Below are 20,486 nucleotides of genomic sequence, written 5' to 3'. Positions count from 1 at the left end.
GACCCTAGACCCTATATCTTTCGTTCCCCTATTCTCCGGAATCACCATGACCAAATACGAACAAATCCAACAAGAGCTCGTTGAATCACCTAAAACTTGGCTCGTGACCGGTGTGGCCGGTTTTATCGGTTCCAACCTACTTGAAAAACTACTCAAGCTTGATCAAACCGTTGTGGGGTTAGATAATTTTGCAACGGGTCATCAACATAACTTAGATGAAGTTAAAAGTTTAGTAACAGAAGCCCAATGGCAACAATTTACCTTTATTGAAGGCGATATACGTAATCCTGAGACCTGTGTAGCAGCGGTTCAAGGCGTAGACTATGTATTACACCAAGCGGCACTAGGGTCTGTCCCCCGTTCAATTAATGATCCTATTACTACAAATTCCGCTAACATCACTGGTTTTTTAAACATTTTAGTAGCAGCCAAAGATCAGCAAGTGAAAAGCTTTACTTATGCCGCCTCAAGTTCTACTTATGGTGACCACCCTGCATTACCAAAAGTAGAAGAAAATATTGGCAACCCGTTATCCCCCTACGCCGTAACCAAATACGTGAATGAACTTTATACGAATGTATTTGCGCGGACTTATGGTTTTAAAAGTATTGGACTGCGTTATTTTAATGTGTTTGGCAAACGCCAAGATCCAAATGGTGCCTATGCGGCTGTTATTCCCAAATGGACAGCAGCAATTATTCAAGGTGATGATATTTATATTAATGGTGATGGCGAGACTAGTCGCGATTTCTGTTATATAGCTAATACAGTGCAAATGAATATTCTTGCCGCCACCGCACCAGAAGAAGCAAAAGACAAGATTTACAATGTTGCAGTAGGAGACAGAACAACCTTAAACGATCTATTCTCTGCCATTAAATCGGCATTATCGAATAATGCTATTGTTGTTTCGCAAGAACCTATTTATAGAGAGTTTCGTGCTGGTGATGTTAGGCACTCTCAGGCCGATGTTAGTAAAGCTAAGCAGTATTTAGGCTATGCACCATCGCACCGTATTCTAGATGGAATCAATGAAGCAATGCCATGGTATATAAGCTTTCTAAATGATAAAAAATAAACTAGTACAGAACATTTTAATATATGGAGGTGTCACCGGATTATCTAGGATGCTCCCTATATTACTATTGCCATTTTACTTATCGGCCCTTTCAATTGAAGAATTTGGTCGTATAGAAGTATTGGTTGCTCTTTATAATATTATTATTATTTTTGGTTCAATGCAGCTTGAAACCGCTGTACAAAGATATATGTATAAGGTTGAAGATAAAGCCAATTATACATTGGCTTTATCTATTGTTGTTTTTATCCTATCCACGCTTGCATTTTTTGTTGTGGCAATAAGCTCAAAAAAAATATCTAATTTTCTATTTGGGAGTGATATTGAGTATGTGAATATTATTATCATTTCTATTTGCAGTGTTCTTTTTAATGTTTCAACCATTCTTCTTATTTATTTTAGGTATGCAGAGCAAGAAAAAATATTCTCTCTAATTACCTTAAGTCAAGTTGTTGTTACAGCAGTGGTTACATACGCTTTAGTCGTTGTAAAACCATTTGGAAATCTTGGCTATGTCCTTGGTATGAGTTCTGGTTGGTTAACTGTCATCATATCATCCGCGCTGCTTATCTATTATAAGAATAATAGCATAAGACCTGATTTTTCGATTATTCGGAAATCTGTGGATTTCTCATGGCCTCAATTACCTGCAAGGTTTGGTAGTTTCTTTGTTCAATTTGGTAATCGATTTATAGCTTTATCCTATTTTGGGGCTCAGACAGTAGCCATTTTAGGCTTGGCAACAAAATTCGCTGCTTTTTTTCAATTGATATATATCGCTTTTAATATGGCTTGGAATCCATATTTATATAAGAATGAACATGACGAAAATTTGGATAATAAGATTAATAAAACGCTTAGAATCGTCTTGGTTTTAATTATTTTCTCATCATTAATTATCCATGTTCTTGGTGGTTGGATAATAAATGTGTTTTTTGATGCTGAATATAGTGAGGTTAAAAACATTATAATTTTGGCTATCTTACCTTCGGGCTTATTGATTTTTAAAGAGATCTTAGAAACAGGAATCAAGCTGTCAGGAAAAACAAAATATATCTCTTATTCCTATTTTACCTCTGTGGTATTCACAATCGGATTTATGTTTTTAGCTAATGATTTGCATGGCCTTCTTATAGCTTCACTACTAGGTTCCATTGTTCTAATTATATGTACGTGGTATTTTTCGGAAAAAGCATATCATATTAAATACTCTCGTATTACGATGTCATTTATTATTGTTTTTCTCTTGGTAATACATTCAAGTTTCTAGAGGTTTTCAATGGAGTTAATTGGTCTAACTGATGCGTATGATATATTCATTCGGCTAATTCTAATTCTAATAATTATAATTACAATTGCAAAGTCATTCTTAAATAATAAGGACATATTTTCTCCAATTAAGCTCTATTCCGCATTTAACATCTTCTTCTATTTTGATGTTTTTATTAATGAGTATGATATCCTAGTTGTGTGTTCATATGCATTAATTTGTCTCATTATATTAATCCTGTCATTTTTTGAAAGTGGAAATGTTAATTTAAAAATAAATAAAAATGTTAAGTTAAATTTATGCAAAAGAATTATAGTTTCCATTTGGTTATTTTCTATAATATCAATTTTCAATCAGTTAATTATAATTATTGAGCTTGGCGGTGTTGTTAACTATATTGGTAATATTGCATACCGGGTAGAATATTTCAGAGGTAAGGGCTATGTCATTATACTTAATAACCTTATTGCTACTATGAATGTTATCTATTTTTCCATAATGCTAGTTCGGTCAAAATCAAGTAAGAAGGCGTGGCTTGTATTTTTTATTCACTTTTTTATTTTTGTTTTTATTGCATTGCTCTCAGGGTCTAGATCATTTTTATTGATGACAATTTTAGTTGAGATAATAATATATCATTATGTTAGAAAAGAATTCACCCCAGTTAAATTACTTCCTTATGTGGTTTTTATTGGCGTGATGATCGCTGTTTTGGGAGGTATAAGAAATACGGTCAACACCACAGATGGCGAGTTGAAGTTATCCTCTTCAAATGATATCAAACTGGAAAACACTCACTTTAGATATGGTTTGATACCGATGGAGATTGTTTTTGCATCAGATGAAAAACCTCTTTTATATGGAAGTACTTATGCTTCACTAATTACAAATTTTATACCTAGGATTATCTATCCAGAAAAGTTGGATTCAGGTGGGGTTGCGTTTACGAAAATATATACTGGTGATCAATGGAGAGGGTTGTCAAATTTGGCAACAGGATCGATCACTGAAGGGATAATTAATTTTGGATATCCAATAGGGTTAATGGTTGGAATATTAATTTTGTCAGCAGCACTATTTAGTGGTTTGGTTCTCTACTCTAGAATACCTACATTTATGCTAAGTAATACTGGTTTTATTAAGATGATGCTATATGTATACTTCTTGCTTGCGGCATCAAGATTATCTTATTCAGAGTTTTCTTATACATATTATACATATGCTATGTATTACTTTATTCCTGCAATAGGTGTTATTGCATTATCAAAATTGATATCTGTCAGGTTGACTCATTAGAATGAAGATTTTAATTGTGAACTACCATTTTCCACCAAGCACAACGGCTCACTCATATCGTTGGGCTTTGTTAAGGGATTATTTTTTAACTCAGGGGCATGATGTTGAAGTCATTTGTGGTGGGTTACCCAGTGAATCAGATACTGACAATGGAATTACTAGAGTTAACTTCCCAAAAACAATAAAAAATAATACAGCAAATCCCAAGATTAATCCTGCGGTAAGGAATGGAAATTTTAAAAATATAGTAATGTCAATTATTAAGAAACTATATAGAAAAATATTTTGGCCGGACGGTTTGTGGCATTGGCTTCCGTTTTCAATGCTTGAAGTTTATAAAATAAGAAATAAAAAATTTGATCTTGTTATTGGTTATTCTCCTACATTCTCTGCTGTGGTTTCATCCTTTTTATATAAAAGTTTGAATAAGAAGACAAAGCTTGTGATTGATTTCGGTGATCCGTTTTCTGTATCAAAAGAAATGCCTGTGAATAATTATGCGATATATGATTGGCTAAATAGATATATTGAAAGTGTAGTTTTCAAAAGTTCAACTCTGGTATCGTTAACAAACAAAAGAACGTTTGAATTATATAAGTATAAATATCCTTGGTTTTTGAATTTTGATATTGTCCCTCACTTAGTAAATGTTGCTGATTTTTATAAAAACAAAGAAGTGGTTAATGAGGGATTTATTCGTATTGGTTACGTCGGAGCCTTTCATAAAAATATACGAGAACCAAAGTTGGTAATTGAAAAATTAAATCAGATTGGTATCGATTGTCTTAGGTTTGAATTTTATGGTCCTCTGAATGGTCTTACTTTTAATAATTCACGGTTTGTTAATCACTATGGTGTAGTTGATAGAGATAAAGCAATCCGCTTGAGTAAAGCATTTGACATTTTAATTAATGTTGAAAATGAAGATTGCCCTATGACGCCAAGTAAAATTTTTGAATGCATGGCAACAGGGAAGCCAATTATAAACTTTCTAAGCTCAACGAGTATATCGAGCTTCAGTGGTTATCCATTGGTGCTAAATGTCGACAGTGATACACCAGTGGATAGAATTAAGGAATTTATTCTTAAAAATAAAAATGAATTATTAACTCTTCATGAAGTTGAAGAGATTTTAAAAGGTAAGACATTGAAATCTGTAGGTGATAAATATTTGAGTGTTGTCGAATGAATAATATATTTATAAATGCATTGTCAGCAAAGTTAGGTGGAGGGAAAACCTATATTTTCAATCTGCTTGAAAACCTTCCAACAAGTAGACGGATAAATATCTATGTGGCATGCCCAGACATCACATTACTACCAGATGATCCAAGGATAACTTTTATTCAATCTAAGGTGGCTAATAGAAATATATTTTCCAGAATGCTATGGGAAGCTTTCTATTTGCCATTTCTACTTCTTAAACTAAAAGCTTCAGTTTTATTTGTTCCTGGTGGAATGGATTTTACCTTTTTTACTTTCGGAATTCCCAAAGTAACAATGTTTAGAAACATGTTACCATTTGATAAAGCAGCCATTAAAAATTTACCGAGTAAGAGGTTAAAGTTTAAGAATTGGATTTTAAAACAACTTATGACTCGGACGATGAGCTCTGCTAATCATGTTATCTTTATTTCTAACTACGCTAAGGAATCGATTGAAAATAAGGTAAAGGTAAAGAGTTCGAGTACTATTTATCATGGTATATCCAGTGTTTTTACTCCGATTGCTCATCATATACCTGAGCAAGAATATTTATTATATGTCTCTAGATTTGAGCCATATAAGAATCATCTTAAGTTGATTATTGCTTATGATAAATTAAATGCTGAATATAAAAATAAATATAAACTCGTTTTGGCGGGGGAGTTTATGGAGCCCTCATATTCGGAATGCATAGACTATGTTGAAAGTAATAATTTGGCGGAGTCTGTTATTTTTAAAGGGAAAGTACCATATGAAGACTTACCAGAGCTATATCAATTTGCATCGTTATTCATTTTTCCCTCATCATGTGAGAACTGCCCGAATATTCTATTAGAAGCGATAGGGTGTGGGGTTCCTGTTATCGCTTCAAAAACCGAACCAATGCCAGAGTTCGCTCAAGATGCTGGGTTGTATTTTGATGAAAAAAATCATGACGAAATTCATGATTACTTAAATAATATACTGTCAAAACCTGATTTGCTAAGTGAGATGAGAGAAAAATCGGTCTCTCTTAGGGATAATTACTTATGGAAAAATACAGCTATTAAGACATGGAAATGTCTTAATGAGTTTGGAGATTAAAATGTTTAAAAATAAAGTTTTACTAATAACTGGTGGTACGGGTTCTTTTGGTAATGCGGTTCTTCGTCGTTTTTTAAGTACCGATATTAAAGAAATTAGAATTTTTTCTCGTGACGAGAAAAAGCAAGATGATATGCGTAAGCACTTCCATTCGGATAAATTAAAATTCTATATTGGCGATGTACGTGATTACCAAAGCATCTCAAACGCTATGCGCGGCGTCGATTATGTTTACCACGCGGCAGCATTAAAACAAGTACCTTCTTGCGAGTTTTATCCTTTAGAGGCAGTAAAAACAAACATCATTGGTACTGAAAACGTATTAGAAGCCGCCATTGCTTATAATGTAAAACGTGTGGTTTGTTTGAGCACTGATAAAGCTGTATACCCAATTAATGCGATGGGTATTTCTAAAGCGATGATGGAGAAAGTGATTGTTGCGAAAAGTCGAAACTTAGAGCATACCAATACCACCATTTGTTGTACTCGTTATGGTAACGTAATGGCCTCACGTGGATCTGTTATTCCTTTGTTCATTCGCCAAGTAGTAAATGGTGATCCTATCACCATTACCGATCCAAGCATGACACGTTTTATGATGACATTAGATGATGCCGTAGACTTGGTGTTACATGCATTCCAACATGGCGAAAACGGCGATATTTTTGTACAAAAAGCTCCTGCCGCTACTATTGATGTATTGGTTAAGGCGTTACTTGACATGCTCAATGCTCCGAACCACACAGTTAATGTTATTGGTACTCGCCATGGTGAAAAGCATTACGAAGCTTTGTGTAGCCGTGAAGAAATGTTCATTGCACAAGAACAAGGTGAATACTATCGCGTTCCTGCCGACAACCGTGATCTTAACTATTCGAAATACTTTGAAGAAGGTGAAAAAGATCTTTCAGCGATTGAAGATTATAATTCACACAATACAGAACGATTAACCGTGGAAGAAATGAAACAGCTTTTACGCAAATTAGATTTTATGCGTGAAATTGAAGCTGGAAATATTATTATTCCTGAAGGTGTTTGATATGAAAGTATTAATCTTAGGTGCAACAGGCATGCTTGGTTATAGCCTGTTTGCTAACCTTAGTGAACAAGAAAAAATAACGGTGTTTGGTACGGTTCGTAGCCTCAAGGGTAAAGAAAAATTTTTTGATTCTTATAAAGATCAGATCATCTCCAATATTGATGTTTACGATATCCACTCATTAGAGTCTGCGATCAGTCAAGTGAAGCCTGATGTAGTCATAAACTGCATTGGTCTTATTAAGCAGCATAGTATTTCAAAGCAGCATATTGATGCGGTTAAAATAAACGCATTACTGCCACATGAATTGGCTAACCTTTGTGATCGTTTTAATGCGCGTTTAGTCCACTTTTCTACAGATTGTGTATTTACAGGTGAAAAAGGTTTGTACACCGAAGACGATCTACCCGATGCAAGAGATTTATACGGTAAATCAAAATGTCTAGGGGAAGTGTCTTATGGCAACCATTTAACCTTAAGAACTTCAATTATTGGTCATGAGCTTAATTCGTCGGTGAGTTTAGTTGACTGGTTTTTGTCGCAACAAGGTTCTACTAAAGGTTTTTCTAAAGCGGTCTTTTCAGGTTTGCCAACGTGTTATATTGCAAAACTTCTTGCTGAAACTATTTTGCCAAATTCAGAACTTAACGGTTTATACCATCTTTCGGTTGATCCTATTGATAAGTACACCTTATTGAATTTGGTTGCCAAAGTGTATGAAAAAGAAATTGAGATTAATGAGTCGGCTGAGTTAGTGATTGATCGTTCTCTCGATTCAACACGATTTAGAGCGGCCGCTCATTTTCAGCCACCGGTATGGGCTGACTTAATTGAATATATGCATAGAGATTTTGTAAGAAGGTATCAAGCATGAACAAACTTAAAGTAGTTACCGTAGTCGGTACACGCCCAGAAATTATTCGTTTATCTCGCACGATTGCAAAATTAGATCAATATTGTGATCACACGCTAGCTCATACTGGGCAAAATTATGACTATGAATTGAACCAAATCTTTTTTGATGATCTTGGTATACGTGCGCCAGATGTATTTCTTGAGTGTGCTGGATCTTCAGCTGCAGAGACAATAGCGCAGGTAATTAGTAAATCAGATAAATTATTTGATGAAATAAAACCAGATGCGATGCTTATTTTAGGTGATACTAATAGTGCTCTTTCTGCTATTTCAGCGAAAAGAAGAAAAATTCCAATCTTCCATATGGAAGCAGGTAACCGTTGTTTCGATTTGCGTGTTCCTGAAGAGATTAACCGTAAAATTGTTGATCATATCTCTGATGTTAATATGCCATATAGCGATATTGCTCGAGAGTATTTATTAAATGAAGGTATTAAACCGGATTTAATTGTAAAAACAGGCAGCCCAATGGATGAGGTGCTCGCTTTTTATCAAGATAAAATTGATACTTCAGATGTACTTGACCGCCTTTCTTTATCTAAAGGGGAGTATTTTTTAGTTAGCGTCCATCGAGAAGAAAATGTGGACTCTGAAAAAAATATTCATAAATATGTTGAAGCGTTAAATACGTTGGCGGAGAAATATCAATTTCCGATTGTTGTTTCCACTCACCCAAGAACACGAAAAAAAATAGATGCATTAAATCTTAAGTTTCATGATTTAGTGAGATTGATGAAGCCATTAGGCTTTAGCGATTATGTTCGGTTACAAATTGATGCTAAGGTCGTATTGAGTGATAGCGGTACCATTACTGAAGAATCGTCTATTTTAAACTTCCCAGCAGTAAACATTCGTGATGCACAAGAAAGACCAGAAGGTTTTGAAGAAGGTGCTGTAATGTTCACTGGTATGAGTGTGGAGCGTATTCTTCAAGCTATTGAGATTTTAGATGATCAACCAAGAGGTTCTGATCGTTTAATCAATAAAGTCCAAGACTACATTGCGCCTAATGTATCTGAAAAAGTGGTTAGAACTATATTAAGTTATACCGATTATGTTAATCGAGTTGTTTGGAAGAAAGATTAGTGCGTATAGCTTTATTTCCCGATGATTACCTCCCCAATAGTACTCTGGTTCACGCCAAAATGTTTCATGAATTGGCTTTGGAGTTTAAAAGGCTCGGTCACGAGCCTATTATAATTACTCCAAGTCATGGTCCACAAAAAGAGCGCTTGGTTAAAGGATATTATGATGGCGTTGAAGTATGGCGTTTTCGTAATCCTCCAATGCGAGGTAAAGGTAAGATTCAGAGAGTCATCAGTGAATCATTGCTGTCAGTGAATGCTTATTTGGCCCTTAACGGTGCTGATAGTGTTAAGTCATTTGATGCTTGTGTGAACTATTCACCGTCCATATTCTTTGGACCGCTAATGCACTGGTTTAAGCGCCACTGTGGTACGTATAACTATTTAATTTTAAGGGATATGTTTCCGCAGTGGGTTATCGACGAGAAGTTGATATCTGCAAAATCGCCTATTGCGAGTTATTTTCGATTCTTTGAAAGGGTGAACTACAACTCGTCGGATACTATTGGCTTAATGTCACCCGCCAATGTAGCGTATTTTTCAAAGTTACATCCAAGCTATCAAAACCTTCAAGTCCTTCGAAACTGGGCTGATGTGAGCCCTAAGAGTTTTAGTTCTTCGTTGATTGATATCAGAAAACAGTGCCAATTGGATGATAAAGTTATTTATTTTTATGGTGGTAATATTGGTCATGCACAAGATATGGCTAATTTATTGCGCTTGGCTGAAAGCATGCAAGCCTATCCCAAGGCGCATTTTCTTTTTATCGGACAGGGCGATGAATTTGAACTGGTAGAGAAAACTAAGAAGAACAAAAATCTCGATAACCTAACGCTTCTCCCCTCAATTAGCCAAGAGGCTTATAAAGAAGTTTTGACTCAAGTCGATGTGGGCTTGTTTTCACTTGCAAAAACACATAAAGCGCACAACTTTCCCGGTAAATTGCTTGGCTATATGGTGCAGTCACTGCCCATTCTGGGTAGTGTAAATCCTGGTAATGATCTGATTGAGTTTATTAATGATGAAGGTGCGGGTAAAGCTTATATAAACGGTGAAGACCAATCACTGCATGAGGCTGCATTGATGCTGCTTACAGACCAAGCTGCGCGTAAGGTAATGGGCTCTAGGGCGCATGAGGTACTTAAAGCCTGCTTCTCAGTGGAAGCTGCCGCCAGTCAGATAATAGATACAATTGAGAAATCAAAATAATGAATATCCTCTTAACCGGAGCTTCTGGGTTCATCGGCAGTAAGTTACTGGAAGAACTTCCGGCCAATAATATATTGTCATTAGGTCGTGACAATCCTAAAGGGCAGCCTTCTGAAAAATTCTTCAAACTTGAAATCGACAATGACACGGATTACTCGGTGGCGTTAAGTGGTGTTGGAGTCGTTGTTCACCTTGCTGCCCGCGTTCACGTGATGAATGACGAGGTGAGCAACCCTCTAGAAGAGTACAGAGAGGTCAATACTCGCGGTACGGTCAACTTAGCTAGACAAGCTGCAAGTGCAGGTGTAAAGCGCTTCGTCTTTGTTAGTAGTATTAAGGTAAATGGTGAAGGTACGTCTCAAGATAGGCCCTTCACTTCAGCCGATTTGCACGCACCAGAAGATGACTATGGACTATCGAAATCTGAGGCTGAACAACAGCTCTTTAACATTGGTAAGGAAACAGGGATGGAGATTGTGGTTCTCAGGCCAACACTTGTCTATGGCCCAGGAGTCAAAGCGAATTTCGCTTCTCTAATGAACTTAGTCTCAAAAGGTATTCCACTACCATTTGGTTGTATCACCAAGAACAAACGCAGTTTAGTTTCTGTTAATAATTTAGTTGACTTAATTGTCACCTGTATTAACCACCCTAAAGCATCTAACCAGATCTTTCTTGTCTCTGATGATCACGATGTTTCCACCTCAGAAATGGTGCGTGAAATGGCCATTGCTTTAGAGAAACCCGCTTGGCAGCTTCCAGTTCCCGTTTGGTGCTACAAGTTAGTGGGGAAACTCTTCAACAAGTCAGCGGTCGTGGATAGATTAACTGGGTCATTGCAGGTTGATATTTCTCATACGAAAGACACATTAGGTTGGAGGCCACCTCAGTCTCTACGAGATGGCTTTAAGGAAACCGCTGAAGCCTTTTTACACTCAAAGAAAAACAGTGGTAAAGCATGATTCGTCTATTGGATTTTTTAGCAGCTTTTTTGGGCTTACTGCTCTTATGGCCTGTGTTGCTTGTTGTTACTATCATAGGCTTATTCGATACTGGCTCACCTATTTTTGTGCAAGAGCGGGTTGGGCGTAACAAGAAGCCATTTAAACTGATTAAGTTTCGCACTATGTCGGTGGATACCCAGTCGGTTGCCTCTCATCTAGCAAGTACCAGTTCTATAACAAAACTCGGTGCTTTTTTGCGCAAAACTAAGCTTGATGAACTACCACAGCTCATTAACGTTTTGAAAGGTGAAATGAGTTTAGTTGGGCCTCGTCCGAACCTTTTTAACCAAGAAGAGTTGATTGCCGAACGTGATGCCTTGGGCGTTTATGATGTTCTTCCCGGAATTACTGGGCTGGCTCAAACTCAAAATATTGATATGTCTACGCCAAGACTTCTAGCTCAAACCGACAAAAAGATGATTGATACACTGACATTGAAGGACTACTTTCGTTATATCCTCAAAACAGTAACGGGGAGTGGTGCTGGTGACGCAGTAAATAAAAAATAGACTAATTAGAAAAGTGTGAAGCAATTACTATGGCTAGACTGAACTTTATCTGGAATCTTTCGCGTGTAAATAAGCGCATCATCAGCGTTTTGGTGGATGCGTTTTTTATCATTTTCTCATTTTACAGTGCTTACTGGGTTAGAGTCGGGAACGTTGAGATTATTCACTCAGACTCGATACCTTATCTTCTTGCAACGGTTATCGTTGTCACAATCCTAAGTTTTACTCGACTTGGGTTGTATCGAGCTATCCTACGTTACCTCACTTTCCATGCTCTTGCTGTGGTGAGTGTTGGTACCCTGATTTCTGCTGCATCAGTCGCTATTGCCGCTTTTTATTTTAATGCACCAGTGCCCCGTTCTTTGCCTATCATCTATGGTACTTTTTTGTGCTTATTCTCTGGTGGATCGCGTCTAATTGTGCGTGTATTGGTTTCTGGGCTCAATGGCAAAGGTCGTAAAGTCGTGCTGATTTATGGTGCAGGCTCTGCTGGGCGCCAACTAGCGATGGCTTTGCGTAACTCAGAAAGCTACAAGGTGGCTGGTTTTATTGATAATGATAAAACCCTAGAGAACACCGTGATTATGGGCATGCAGGTACATGATGTTAGCCGCGCTGCGTACTTGGTTGAGAAATACGATGTTACCCAAGTGCTACTTGCAGTACCGAGTGCTTCACGAGCGCGTAGGAAGAAGATTCTCGAGTCATTGATAGACTTGTCGGCGGAAGTGCTTACGGTTCCTGATATGAAAGATATCGTTGAAGGCAAGGCATCCATCGATCAGTTGAAAGATGTGGCGATTGAAGACTTACTGGGGCGCGATCCGGTGACACCTCAGCAATGTTTAATGGAATCGAATATCTTAGGTAAGGTCGTCATGGTGACTGGGGCTGGCGGTTCTATCGGCTCCGAACTCTGTCGTCAGATTGTGCGGCAAAAACCTAAAGCACTAGTGTTGTTTGAGCTTTCAGAGTTTGGGTTATATCAAATCGATAGAGAACTCAAACAACTGATGGAAGCCGAGGGGCTGCACGTTGAAATCATCCCGCTACTGGGATCGGTACAGAGAATTAATCGCCTTGTGGTAACGATGAAAAGCTTCAAGGTTCAAACTGTGTATCATGCTGCTGCTTATAAACATGTACCTCTTGTTGAGTACAATGTCGTTGAAGGGGTACGCAATAACGTTTTTGGTACTTACTACGCTGCGCAGGCGGCCATTGAAGCAGGTGTTGAATCGTTTGTTCTGATCTCCACTGATAAAGCGGTGCGCCCGACCAATGTCATGGGAACCACCAAGCGTATGGCCGAACTGGGTTTGCAAGCGCTTGCGGAACAAGAAAACCGTAAAGCCAAAGGAACTCGCTTTTGTATGGTGCGTTTTGGTAATGTTTTGGGCTCATCGGGTTCTGTGGTTCCGCTGTTTAAACGTCAAATTGAGGCGGGCGGCCCAATTACGGTGACGCACCCAGACATTATTCGTTATTTCATGACCATCCCTGAAGCGGCGCAACTGGTGATCCAAGCCGGAGCTATGGGTAAAGGTGGGGATGTGTTTGTGCTTGATATGGGTGAGCCTGTGCGCATCACTGACCTCGCGGTTAACCTTATTCAGCTTTCTGGGCTGGAAGTGAAAGATGAGCAGCATCCTTATGGGGATATTGCTATTGAGTTCACAGGGTTAAGGCCAGGTGAGAAGCTCTATGAAGAACTGCTGATTGGCGATAATGTTCAAAAAACGGCTCATGAGCGAATCATGACAGCCAATGAACGTTATTTACCTTTAGCGGAATTTGAACAGCATCTTAACGAGCTAGACAAAGCGTGTCATGCGTTTAACCATGAGCGTATCCGTGAGCTATTGCTTGAAGCACCAACCGATTTTAATCCGACAGATGGCATTGGTGACTTAGTCTGGTGTCGTTTAAAAGATGAAACTGCCCCCTCAGAAAATGTGAAAATTCACTAAATTTGTCAGCGTGATACTTAAAAAAGCCCTAAACAACGTTTAGGGCTTTTTTGTATCTTTAGAGGGATGTTAAGCATTAGGGTTGTACTGGCTCAGTGGCTTGAGCAAGTAATTCATCCCCTCCCTCTAACCGCCATGCCAACCTTTGGTTTTGCCCGCCGTAATATTGATTGACGGCGTTATCTAACCAGCCGCGGACATAGTTAATCGAAACAAATAGACTTAGGCGTTCATAGGGTAGGGCTTCGCCATTCAATAAACGGGTATTTTTGGTGTCGGCCATGGCGGCAATAATGCCCACCAAATCACCGCGGCTGTTAAAGGTACCGCCACCGCTCATGCCGGCTTGAATGGGCGCGTCCATAATGCTCGCTGGGCACTCTTTAAAGTAGCGATAATTCACAAAGTTTAAATCCATTCGATAGTGGCCATAGCCAGAGATTACATCACTAGTGGCACTCACGCCGTAAGTTGTGACCGGTTGATCTTGATAAACCAACCCCATTTTAGGAAAGTTCTGTCCGCGGTTATCGGATTCCACCAAGGCAATATCACAGGTGGGGTGATAGGCGATCACGCGGTCATAATTCAATTTGGCGACATGAGCTGCCGTGAGGCTTAAATTCTCGGTGATCGGCACGCTTGAGCCATAGCCGAAATAGATGAGAGGGATGCCTGTCATCTCAAAGTCGATTGCTGGGGCATTGTCATTTGCCACTTTGTGCAGCTGACCATTGCTGTGAGCACAACCGGTGAGAGTCAGTGCCATTGCCAAAGGGGCAACAAACAAACGAAAAAAAGTTTTCGATGAAAACGCATCAAAATTGAGAAGGTGCATAGAGCCCTCCTGAAAATTCTCATTGTGATAGTGAGATCAAGATGCGCATTCAAGATCGATTTTTACTGCTCCTTATGAGTGTAGTTGCCTCTGCAAGATTTGCCATAAGTCTCATTTTGTCGTTCATTTAGTGACTTTATGGTCATTAAAAAGTCAAAATACAACCCAATGAAATAAAGATAAAATTATTAGTTACATGTCATAAAAATGACGGTTTTTGTAGCAAAAAAAATCTTAGTTTTAAGGTAATAAAAAGCCCTGCATGAAAGCAGGGCTTAAAACATCAGGGTTTAGGCTTACTCGGCAATCGGCTGAATAGGGCGGGTAAACCAAGGTGCGCGAGCATCGGTCATATCAAACAGAGTATGTTGACGTCCTAACATCTGTCCGCCATCGCGTTGCAGTGGTAGCCAAGAAATGTTCACGCGCTCGGTACTTGGGCGAATGGTCATCAAATCCAATGGAATTGAAATATAGAAACCTTTGGAGAAACTCCCTTCACCAAACTCTTCAGCGGAGAGATCCGTCTTAGTCGCAAAGGCTCCTGCTACGACACCGCTGGCAAACTGCTTAGAGAAATCGATCGTAAAGCCGATATCCTCTGTCAAATACCGTCCCGCACTCAGCTTAAGTAAGGTGTTATCCAGCAATGACCAAAATTGCGGCTGCCAATAGAGGGTCGCATGTCCAGTTACCGTGCCCGTTTGCACTCGATAATAGCGACCAGTTTGTGGATCGTACTGACGCTCTTGCTCATACAGACCAAAAGTCGAGCTAGGATCGCGCTGCTTAACATAGTTACCATCCACTCCGATCGCCCAATTCTTACCAAGTGGACGATACAAAATCTCGCTACCTACACCAGCAAACATGGTTTCCAGATAGCCGGCATACGCCTGACCATAGAATTGGTTCCATTGGTCAAAGTAAGTCAGCTGCAAATTATCCACCCGTACCACTTCTTCATAGTATTGGCGAGACAACGTACGCACACGTTTCAAATCCGTACCATCGGGCGGCACCGTGTATTTGTACTTGTCGTAGTTATCGGTCAGGTTGCCATAAAGCGTGCCTGAAAATAGCCAGTGATCGCCAGCTTTATAACGGGCATTTGCATTGACCCCAATCGCGTAGAGGTAGAAATCTTCTGAACCACCGAACGACTGCTGTAACACAGGAGAAAAACCAAAACTCCAACGCTCGATTTGCGCGGCTTTCAGGTCACCCGAAATCGGGGCGGGGTTACCGGTTTGTTTGGCATCATCCAATTTGGCATCCGGATAATCGCGATCGGCAATGCGCTTGAAGGCGGCACTGTTTAAGCGAGTCTCAGTTAATGGCTGATCTTCCCCCGTTTCAATAATGCGATAAGTTCTGGCATCAATCCCCGTATTGGCAATCAAAGTGGCGGCTCTTTGCTCTGCCTTTTGGCGGTCACGGTATTTCGCCTGTGCCCCTTTCACCGTAACGCTATCTGCCTCTTGATACACTTCCACCGATTGATAGCCAGCCACCGTCGCCAAATCTTGGCTTAAGCGTTGCCATTCTTCATCCGTGAGTTCGGTTTTGCTTGGCGCAGGCTGGTAAGCTGGCGCGGGAGAATCGACCCATGTGGGTGTAAGAGCGGCGACGTTAGTACCGAAAGTCACCCCCGCAGTAAACGTATTGCCGCGTTCATAACTCAGGCGTAAATCTGCCCAGTCAGTGAGCGCGTAAACCACCCCAAAGTTCCAAGGTGTATCGACGGGCATCGACTGCTTGCCGCGCGTGACCGGAAAATCACTGCGGTAGTCATTGCCATCGTATTCCACCTTTAGGCGTAGCGGTTCAAAAGGCGTTTGATATTCCACGCCTCCAAACAGCGCAGTACACCCCGTAAACATTCGGCCGAGATCAAACATCCCGCCTTTGCCGCCGTAGCTACCATCACGCCCACAGTCGGGTGTCTTGGATTTATCGCCAGTGAGATTGGCGCGATTACCTAAATAACCCCAGCCAACACCCAAAGTAAAATCGAGCGAGCCAAAATTCTTGCTCGCCACCAAGTACTCGCCATCAAATAGGCCAGTACCGCCGACATCGCGCAGACCCAGCGAAATCTCAGGTAGCCAGTAGCTCTCTTCCCATAGGCGCAATTTGGCATCAATCGATTTATCCGTGTACTTAGTGTCACCGCTAAACCCTGAATCGCCACTGTACAGCAGCTCATGCACTTGGGTGTAACGTACCGTTGTTTCTAGCCACGGGAACAGTTGCAGCGAAACCGCGTAGTGAATGTAATCATCATTGTTGGTCACTGCGAGGCTCAGTTCGCCTTCGGGCATCATGCGCGCACTCGGCATTTGAATCAGCCCCGCGCCGCCAAAATCCGTTTGCGAATGGCGCAGCTGCGGATAGCTGAATTCATCGGCGTTGGCATGCCTTGGCACCAACAGCGCACTACTGACCACAACGGCAAGCAGTGAGAGAGAAGTATTAAGTTGAGGACAGCGGCCAGTTTTCATAGCGGTAATCTATTTCTCAGCAGTTCGATCACTAACTGATTAGCGTCAGTGCTTGGAGTATCAGGATAAAAAGAAGAGTCGTGCAGCGGCATAGGCACGTACACAATGGCCCCGGGAGCAACCTCAGCAAAGGTCATATTCCAATACGCCACCGAATGTTTTTGCACCACGCCATCGGGTTGAATCACCACAATTTCGCTGATCTGCTCATCGACTAAACCGGCGGCTTGCGCATAATCCTTAGCCGATTGACGACCTCGCCACGTGACATCTCCGGGCTTTTTCACCGCCCCGTAAACGGAAACTTCCGCCACTCTCGGATTGAGCGTTAATAACCATTGGCCGTTTAGGCGTGGGTTATCTTGCGCGGCAAGCCGTGTCCAATCAGGATCGATTAGGGTAAAAATACGCTTTGCAAACGCAGAAAGGCGTAATTGATCGCGCAGCGTTTCCCATAACACTTTTTGCGTCATGGGCGCGGCAGATTGCTGATGCGCCAACACCAACAGCACATGCTGCTTAAACGAGAACGGATGACTTAAATCGAACAGCCCAGCGCTTGACCACTCCACATCCAACGTACTGAGTTGATAATGTTCCAGCGTTTGCATGACCGCTTGATCAAGGCGAATCGGCTCCTCAAAGCGCAACTGAGTGGCGTTGCCAGCAAAGCGCGTTTCTAGCGTAGTCGCCAAAGGTGCGGCAAACAGTGAGTGAGCACTGAGCCCGCCGACCAACGTAATCAAGGTTACCCAACGTTTCAGCATTAGATGCCTCCTTGATTCAAATAAGATTTACCCACCGCGAGGGCATAACGGTTCAAGCCCGGAGCCAATTGTTGCTCGGTCGCGATGACCGCCCCTGAAGTCGGGTCGATCCAGTAATAGTTGTGATACTGCTGATCCAGCGCTGCAATCGTAATCTGTTCATTGAACAGCAGCAGAGAGCGAGATTCGCCATTGGGCAACTGCTTGATTTGCTCGCCTTCACTCACAAAACGAGATTGCGCCAAATAGTGAAAGTGATAGCCGAGTTGCCAGCTCAAATAGAACTCCCAATAGCGCGGCGTACTCGGGTTATGTAGCCCTAATAGCAAAGGATCGACAGAGTGAGATTCAATATTGACTAAATTTCCGCCACCCAAATTAAGGGTTTTGGTAATTCGTCCCCCTTCGGTCACCACCATTTCCTGCCCGGCCGAGATCCATTTCAACGCGGTATGTGTATTATTTTTCGCCGGTTCAGCCCAAGCCAAAACCATTAAAGCCAGCGGGTTATCATTTTGCTGAATATAGATACTTGCGTAAGGAATACTGGCGACTTTTTCTGCGGAAATAACAGGCTGTTCTGGCCCGAAAATGGCGAGTTGCAAAGAGTCAGATAAATGCTGCGCATTCTTTGCACATCCGGAAAGAAGAAATAACTGACAAAGAAATAAATAATATATTTTGCGCATGAGAGGTTGATCTAAAAGTTTATAAGAAAACAACCGCATTACGCGGTTGTTTTAAAGGTCAGATTACTGCGCCGCTGTAACAGTGGTCGTAGTGCCTGTACCTGAGTTGCTTGATGCTACTGCAGCAATTGCAACCGCCGCTGCAGTGATACCCACTGCCGTTGCTGTTACTGTACCTACTGCCGCTGCACCTGCAGTACCACCGCCTGCTGCAGAGGTAGAAGCTGTAGTGGTAGTAGAAGTGCTAGAAGTTGTTGTCGCTTCTTCTGTTGCTGCTACTGCTACACCACTAAATGCAAACATCCCCAACAACACAAGTGCTGTTTTTTTCATAGTCTTCTCCATGAAAGATATTAATTACATCGATGTATATCCGCGTTAATCGCGGACGACGCAAAAGATAAACAGAATTGCTTTTAATGTAAACAAAATAAAGGGGTCTACAGTGAAAGATATTAATAATAAGGATGTAATTTGCGAGTGGAAATGAACTAGTAAATTGACAAAATATAAGCTTCACAATCCTAGGCAACCTCTGTATGATTCCGCGTCAAATTGCGCCATTTTAGTGGCTTTTCGGCTCATTCGAAAAATTACATTTTGCTGATGTTTTAATCATCAGTTGGGTTTTTTGTGAAATTGCTCGCAATAAATAGACCTGACTCATAAAAATAAGGAATATCCGCGTTGGGAGGAACGACACCTCAGGGCGGTAGCATAGGAAAAAGCTGCAAACAGCTCCAAGTTATTTAAATCGGAATCGCAAGGTTGTTCGCGTGTCAAAGAAGTATCTACTTTTACTCATTCTCTCTGCTGGGCTAACCGGTTGTAGCATTCCCGGCGCTCATCTTCCTACGGGCGATAAAAATGTCGCTTGGGAAGCAGAAGAACAAGAGTCGTTCTCAGCGTTAGTCAACGTTTACCCGGTCACGCCTACGCTGATCAAAGAGCTTAAATACCAACAACAAGCGGTGGTCACGCAACCTAACCTCACTTTAGAGCAAGACATTGCTCACTATGAGTACCGCATTGGTGCGGGGGATGTACTGAACGTCACGATTTGGGATCACCCAGAGCTGACCATTCCTGCTGGTTCATACCGCAGTTCTGCTGAAGCCGGTAACTGGGTACACGCCGATGGCACCATCTTCTATCCCTACATTGGCCAAGTCAGTGTAGCGGGGAAAACCGTGACTGAAGTGCGTACCGTGCTGGCGGAAAAACTCGCCAGGTTCATTGAAGCGCCGCAAGTGGATGTCAACGTGGCGGCCTTCCGCTCGCAAAAATCCTACATCACAGGTGAAGTCACAAGCCCAGGCCAGCAGCCGATTTCCAACATTCCGCTGACCTTGCTTGATGCCGTTAACCGTGCTGGTGGTATCACGAAAGACGCTGACTGGCGTAACGTCACTTTGACTCGTAACGGCGTGGAAGAACAAATTTCACTGTACGCACTGATTCAAAAGGGTGACTTAACCCAAAACCGTTTACTGCGTGATGGCGATATCGTGCATATTCCGCGTAACGATGCACAAAAAGTGTTTGTGATGGGAGAAGTGAGCCAGCCACAAATGCTCAAGATTGACCGCACCGGGATGAGCCTAACCGAAGCCTTAAGCACAGTCGGCGGCATCAATGAAGCAGAAGCCGATGCCACGGGTATTTTTGTTATCCGTAGTAACCAAAAGCATAGCAATCAAAACGGTATCGCGATGGGGCAAGACGAGCCAATCGCCAACATCTACCAACTCAATATTCAAGATGCCACCGCGCTAGTGATGGGCACTGAGTTTGAACTGCGTCCCTATGATGTGGTGTACGTGACTGCTGCGCCAATTTCACGTTGGAACCGCTTGGTGCGTCAGCTAATCCCAACCATCAGTGGCTTCAATGAAATCACCGAAGGTGCGCTACGCGTTAAAAACTGGCCTTAATCTCTTTCGGTCGGTAATCTTTTTCGGTCGGTAATTTCTTTCGAACGGTAACTGAAATTCCCCTCTGCAATAGAAGGGTGTGGATTTAAA

At 41.2% G+C, this 20,486-nt stretch carries 18 protein-coding genes; 13 read left to right on the top strand and 5 right to left on the bottom strand.

The genetic code is table 11. The features are described 5' to 3' along the window. Positions 1–46 precede the first annotated feature (46 nt). Genes GOU96_RS12525 through GOU96_RS12470 form a run of 12 tightly spaced genes read left to right on the top strand, consistent with a single transcriptional unit; the run spans position 47 to position 13,664 of the window. On the top strand, positions 47–1,078 hold the full coding sequence (locus GOU96_RS12525) for an NAD-dependent epimerase/dehydratase family protein (RefSeq protein ID WP_142736914.1): 1,032 nt from the start codon (positions 47–49) through the stop codon (positions 1,076–1,078). After that, complete coding sequence (locus tag GOU96_RS12520) at positions 1,065–2,348, top strand: lipopolysaccharide biosynthesis protein (protein WP_149595690.1); 1,284 nt, start codon at positions 1,065–1,067, stop codon at positions 2,346–2,348. The genes GOU96_RS12525 and GOU96_RS12520 overlap by 14 nt, the downstream gene beginning before the upstream one ends. Positions 2,349–2,357: 9 nt before the next feature. Further along, on the top strand, positions 2,358–3,644 hold the full coding sequence (locus tag GOU96_RS12515) for an O-antigen polymerase (RefSeq protein WP_142736916.1): 1,287 nt from the start codon (positions 2,358–2,360) through the stop codon (positions 3,642–3,644). A 16-nt stretch (positions 3,645–3,660) separates the two neighbouring features. Then, complete coding sequence (locus GOU96_RS12510; protein ID WP_267782488.1) at positions 3,661–4,833, top strand: glycosyl transferase; 1,173 nt, start codon at positions 3,661–3,663, stop codon at positions 4,831–4,833. Then, a complete protein-coding gene (locus GOU96_RS12505) occupies positions 4,830–5,933 on the top strand; it encodes a glycosyltransferase family 4 protein (RefSeq protein WP_207803704.1) in 1,104 nt (367 codons plus the stop codon). Before GOU96_RS12510 ends, GOU96_RS12505 begins: the two co-directional genes overlap by 4 nt. Before the next feature lies 1 nt (position 5,934). After that, the gene (locus tag GOU96_RS12500; RefSeq protein ID WP_013572517.1) at positions 5,935–6,972 is read left to right on the top strand and encodes a polysaccharide biosynthesis protein; all 1,038 of its coding nucleotides are present in this window, start codon (positions 5,935–5,937) and stop codon (positions 6,970–6,972) included. A 1-nt stretch (position 6,973) separates the two neighbouring features. Next, positions 6,974–7,846 (top strand): dTDP-4-dehydrorhamnose reductase family protein, encoded by an 873-nt coding sequence (locus GOU96_RS12495; RefSeq protein ID WP_142736919.1) that lies wholly within the window; start codon positions 6,974–6,976, stop codon positions 7,844–7,846. Beyond that, positions 7,843–8,973: a non-hydrolyzing UDP-N-acetylglucosamine 2-epimerase gene (gene wecB, locus GOU96_RS12490; RefSeq protein WP_032471830.1), complete on the top strand. Its 1,131-nt coding sequence runs from the start codon at positions 7,843–7,845 to the stop codon at positions 8,971–8,973. The genes GOU96_RS12495 and wecB overlap by 4 nt, the downstream gene beginning before the upstream one ends. Beyond that, on the top strand, positions 8,958–10,181 hold the full coding sequence (locus GOU96_RS12485; protein ID WP_243423128.1) for a glycosyltransferase family 4 protein: 1,224 nt from the start codon (positions 8,958–8,960) through the stop codon (positions 10,179–10,181). Before wecB ends, GOU96_RS12485 begins: the two co-directional genes overlap by 16 nt. Next, positions 10,181–11,143, top strand: a complete 963-nt coding sequence (locus tag GOU96_RS12480) for a UDP-glucose 4-epimerase family protein (RefSeq protein WP_207803705.1) — start codon at positions 10,181–10,183, stop codon at positions 11,141–11,143. Before GOU96_RS12485 ends, GOU96_RS12480 begins: the two co-directional genes overlap by 1 nt. Next, positions 11,140–11,694, top strand: coding sequence for a sugar transferase (locus GOU96_RS12475; RefSeq protein WP_207803706.1), 555 nt, complete (start codon positions 11,140–11,142; stop codon positions 11,692–11,694). The genes GOU96_RS12480 and GOU96_RS12475 overlap by 4 nt, the downstream gene beginning before the upstream one ends. A 29-nt stretch (positions 11,695–11,723) precedes the next feature. Further along, positions 11,724–13,664 carry a polysaccharide biosynthesis protein gene (locus GOU96_RS12470; protein ID WP_172778811.1) on the top strand — a complete coding sequence of 647 codons (1,941 nt, stop codon included), beginning with the start codon at positions 11,724–11,726 and terminating at the stop codon, positions 13,662–13,664. Between the two features lie 76 nt (positions 13,665–13,740). Here GOU96_RS12470 and GOU96_RS12465 read toward each other — a convergent pair whose 3' ends face one another. From GOU96_RS12465 to GOU96_RS12445, 5 genes are all read right to left on the bottom strand, one after another. Next, positions 13,741–14,502, bottom strand: a complete 762-nt coding sequence (locus GOU96_RS12465; RefSeq protein WP_267782508.1) for a S1C family serine protease — start codon at positions 14,500–14,502, stop codon at positions 13,741–13,743. A gap of 296 nt (positions 14,503–14,798) precedes the next feature. Then, positions 14,799–17,006, bottom strand: coding sequence for a YjbH domain-containing protein (locus GOU96_RS12460; protein WP_267782511.1), 2,208 nt, complete (start codon positions 17,004–17,006; stop codon positions 14,799–14,801). Continuing rightward, positions 17,003–17,773 carry a capsule biosynthesis GfcC family protein gene (locus tag GOU96_RS12455; RefSeq protein WP_175242172.1) on the bottom strand — a complete coding sequence of 257 codons (771 nt, stop codon included), beginning with the start codon at positions 17,771–17,773 and terminating at the stop codon, positions 17,003–17,005. The genes GOU96_RS12460 and GOU96_RS12455 overlap by 4 nt, the downstream gene beginning before the upstream one ends. After that, positions 17,773–18,462, bottom strand: coding sequence for a YjbF family lipoprotein (locus GOU96_RS12450; RefSeq protein WP_324701973.1), 690 nt, complete (start codon positions 18,460–18,462; stop codon positions 17,773–17,775). The genes GOU96_RS12455 and GOU96_RS12450 overlap by 1 nt, the downstream gene beginning before the upstream one ends. A gap of 63 nt (positions 18,463–18,525) precedes the next feature. After that, complete coding sequence (locus tag GOU96_RS12445; protein ID WP_000750467.1) at positions 18,526–18,795, bottom strand: hypothetical protein; 270 nt, start codon at positions 18,793–18,795, stop codon at positions 18,526–18,528. A 443-nt stretch (positions 18,796–19,238) separates the two neighbouring features. Between GOU96_RS12445 and GOU96_RS12440 the strand changes: the two genes are divergently transcribed. Continuing rightward, positions 19,239–20,396 (top strand): polysaccharide export protein, encoded by a 1,158-nt coding sequence (locus GOU96_RS12440; protein WP_267782515.1) that lies wholly within the window; start codon positions 19,239–19,241, stop codon positions 20,394–20,396. The last annotated feature ends 90 nt before the right edge of the window (positions 20,397–20,486 follow it).

Source organism: Vibrio sp. R-1, assembly GCF_035615595.1.
Lineage (GTDB): Bacteria > Pseudomonadota > Gammaproteobacteria > Enterobacterales > Vibrionaceae > Vibrio > Vibrio cholerae.
The sequence above is the reverse complement of the archived record's forward strand: the minus strand, read 5'-3'. Positions and strand labels throughout refer to the sequence as shown.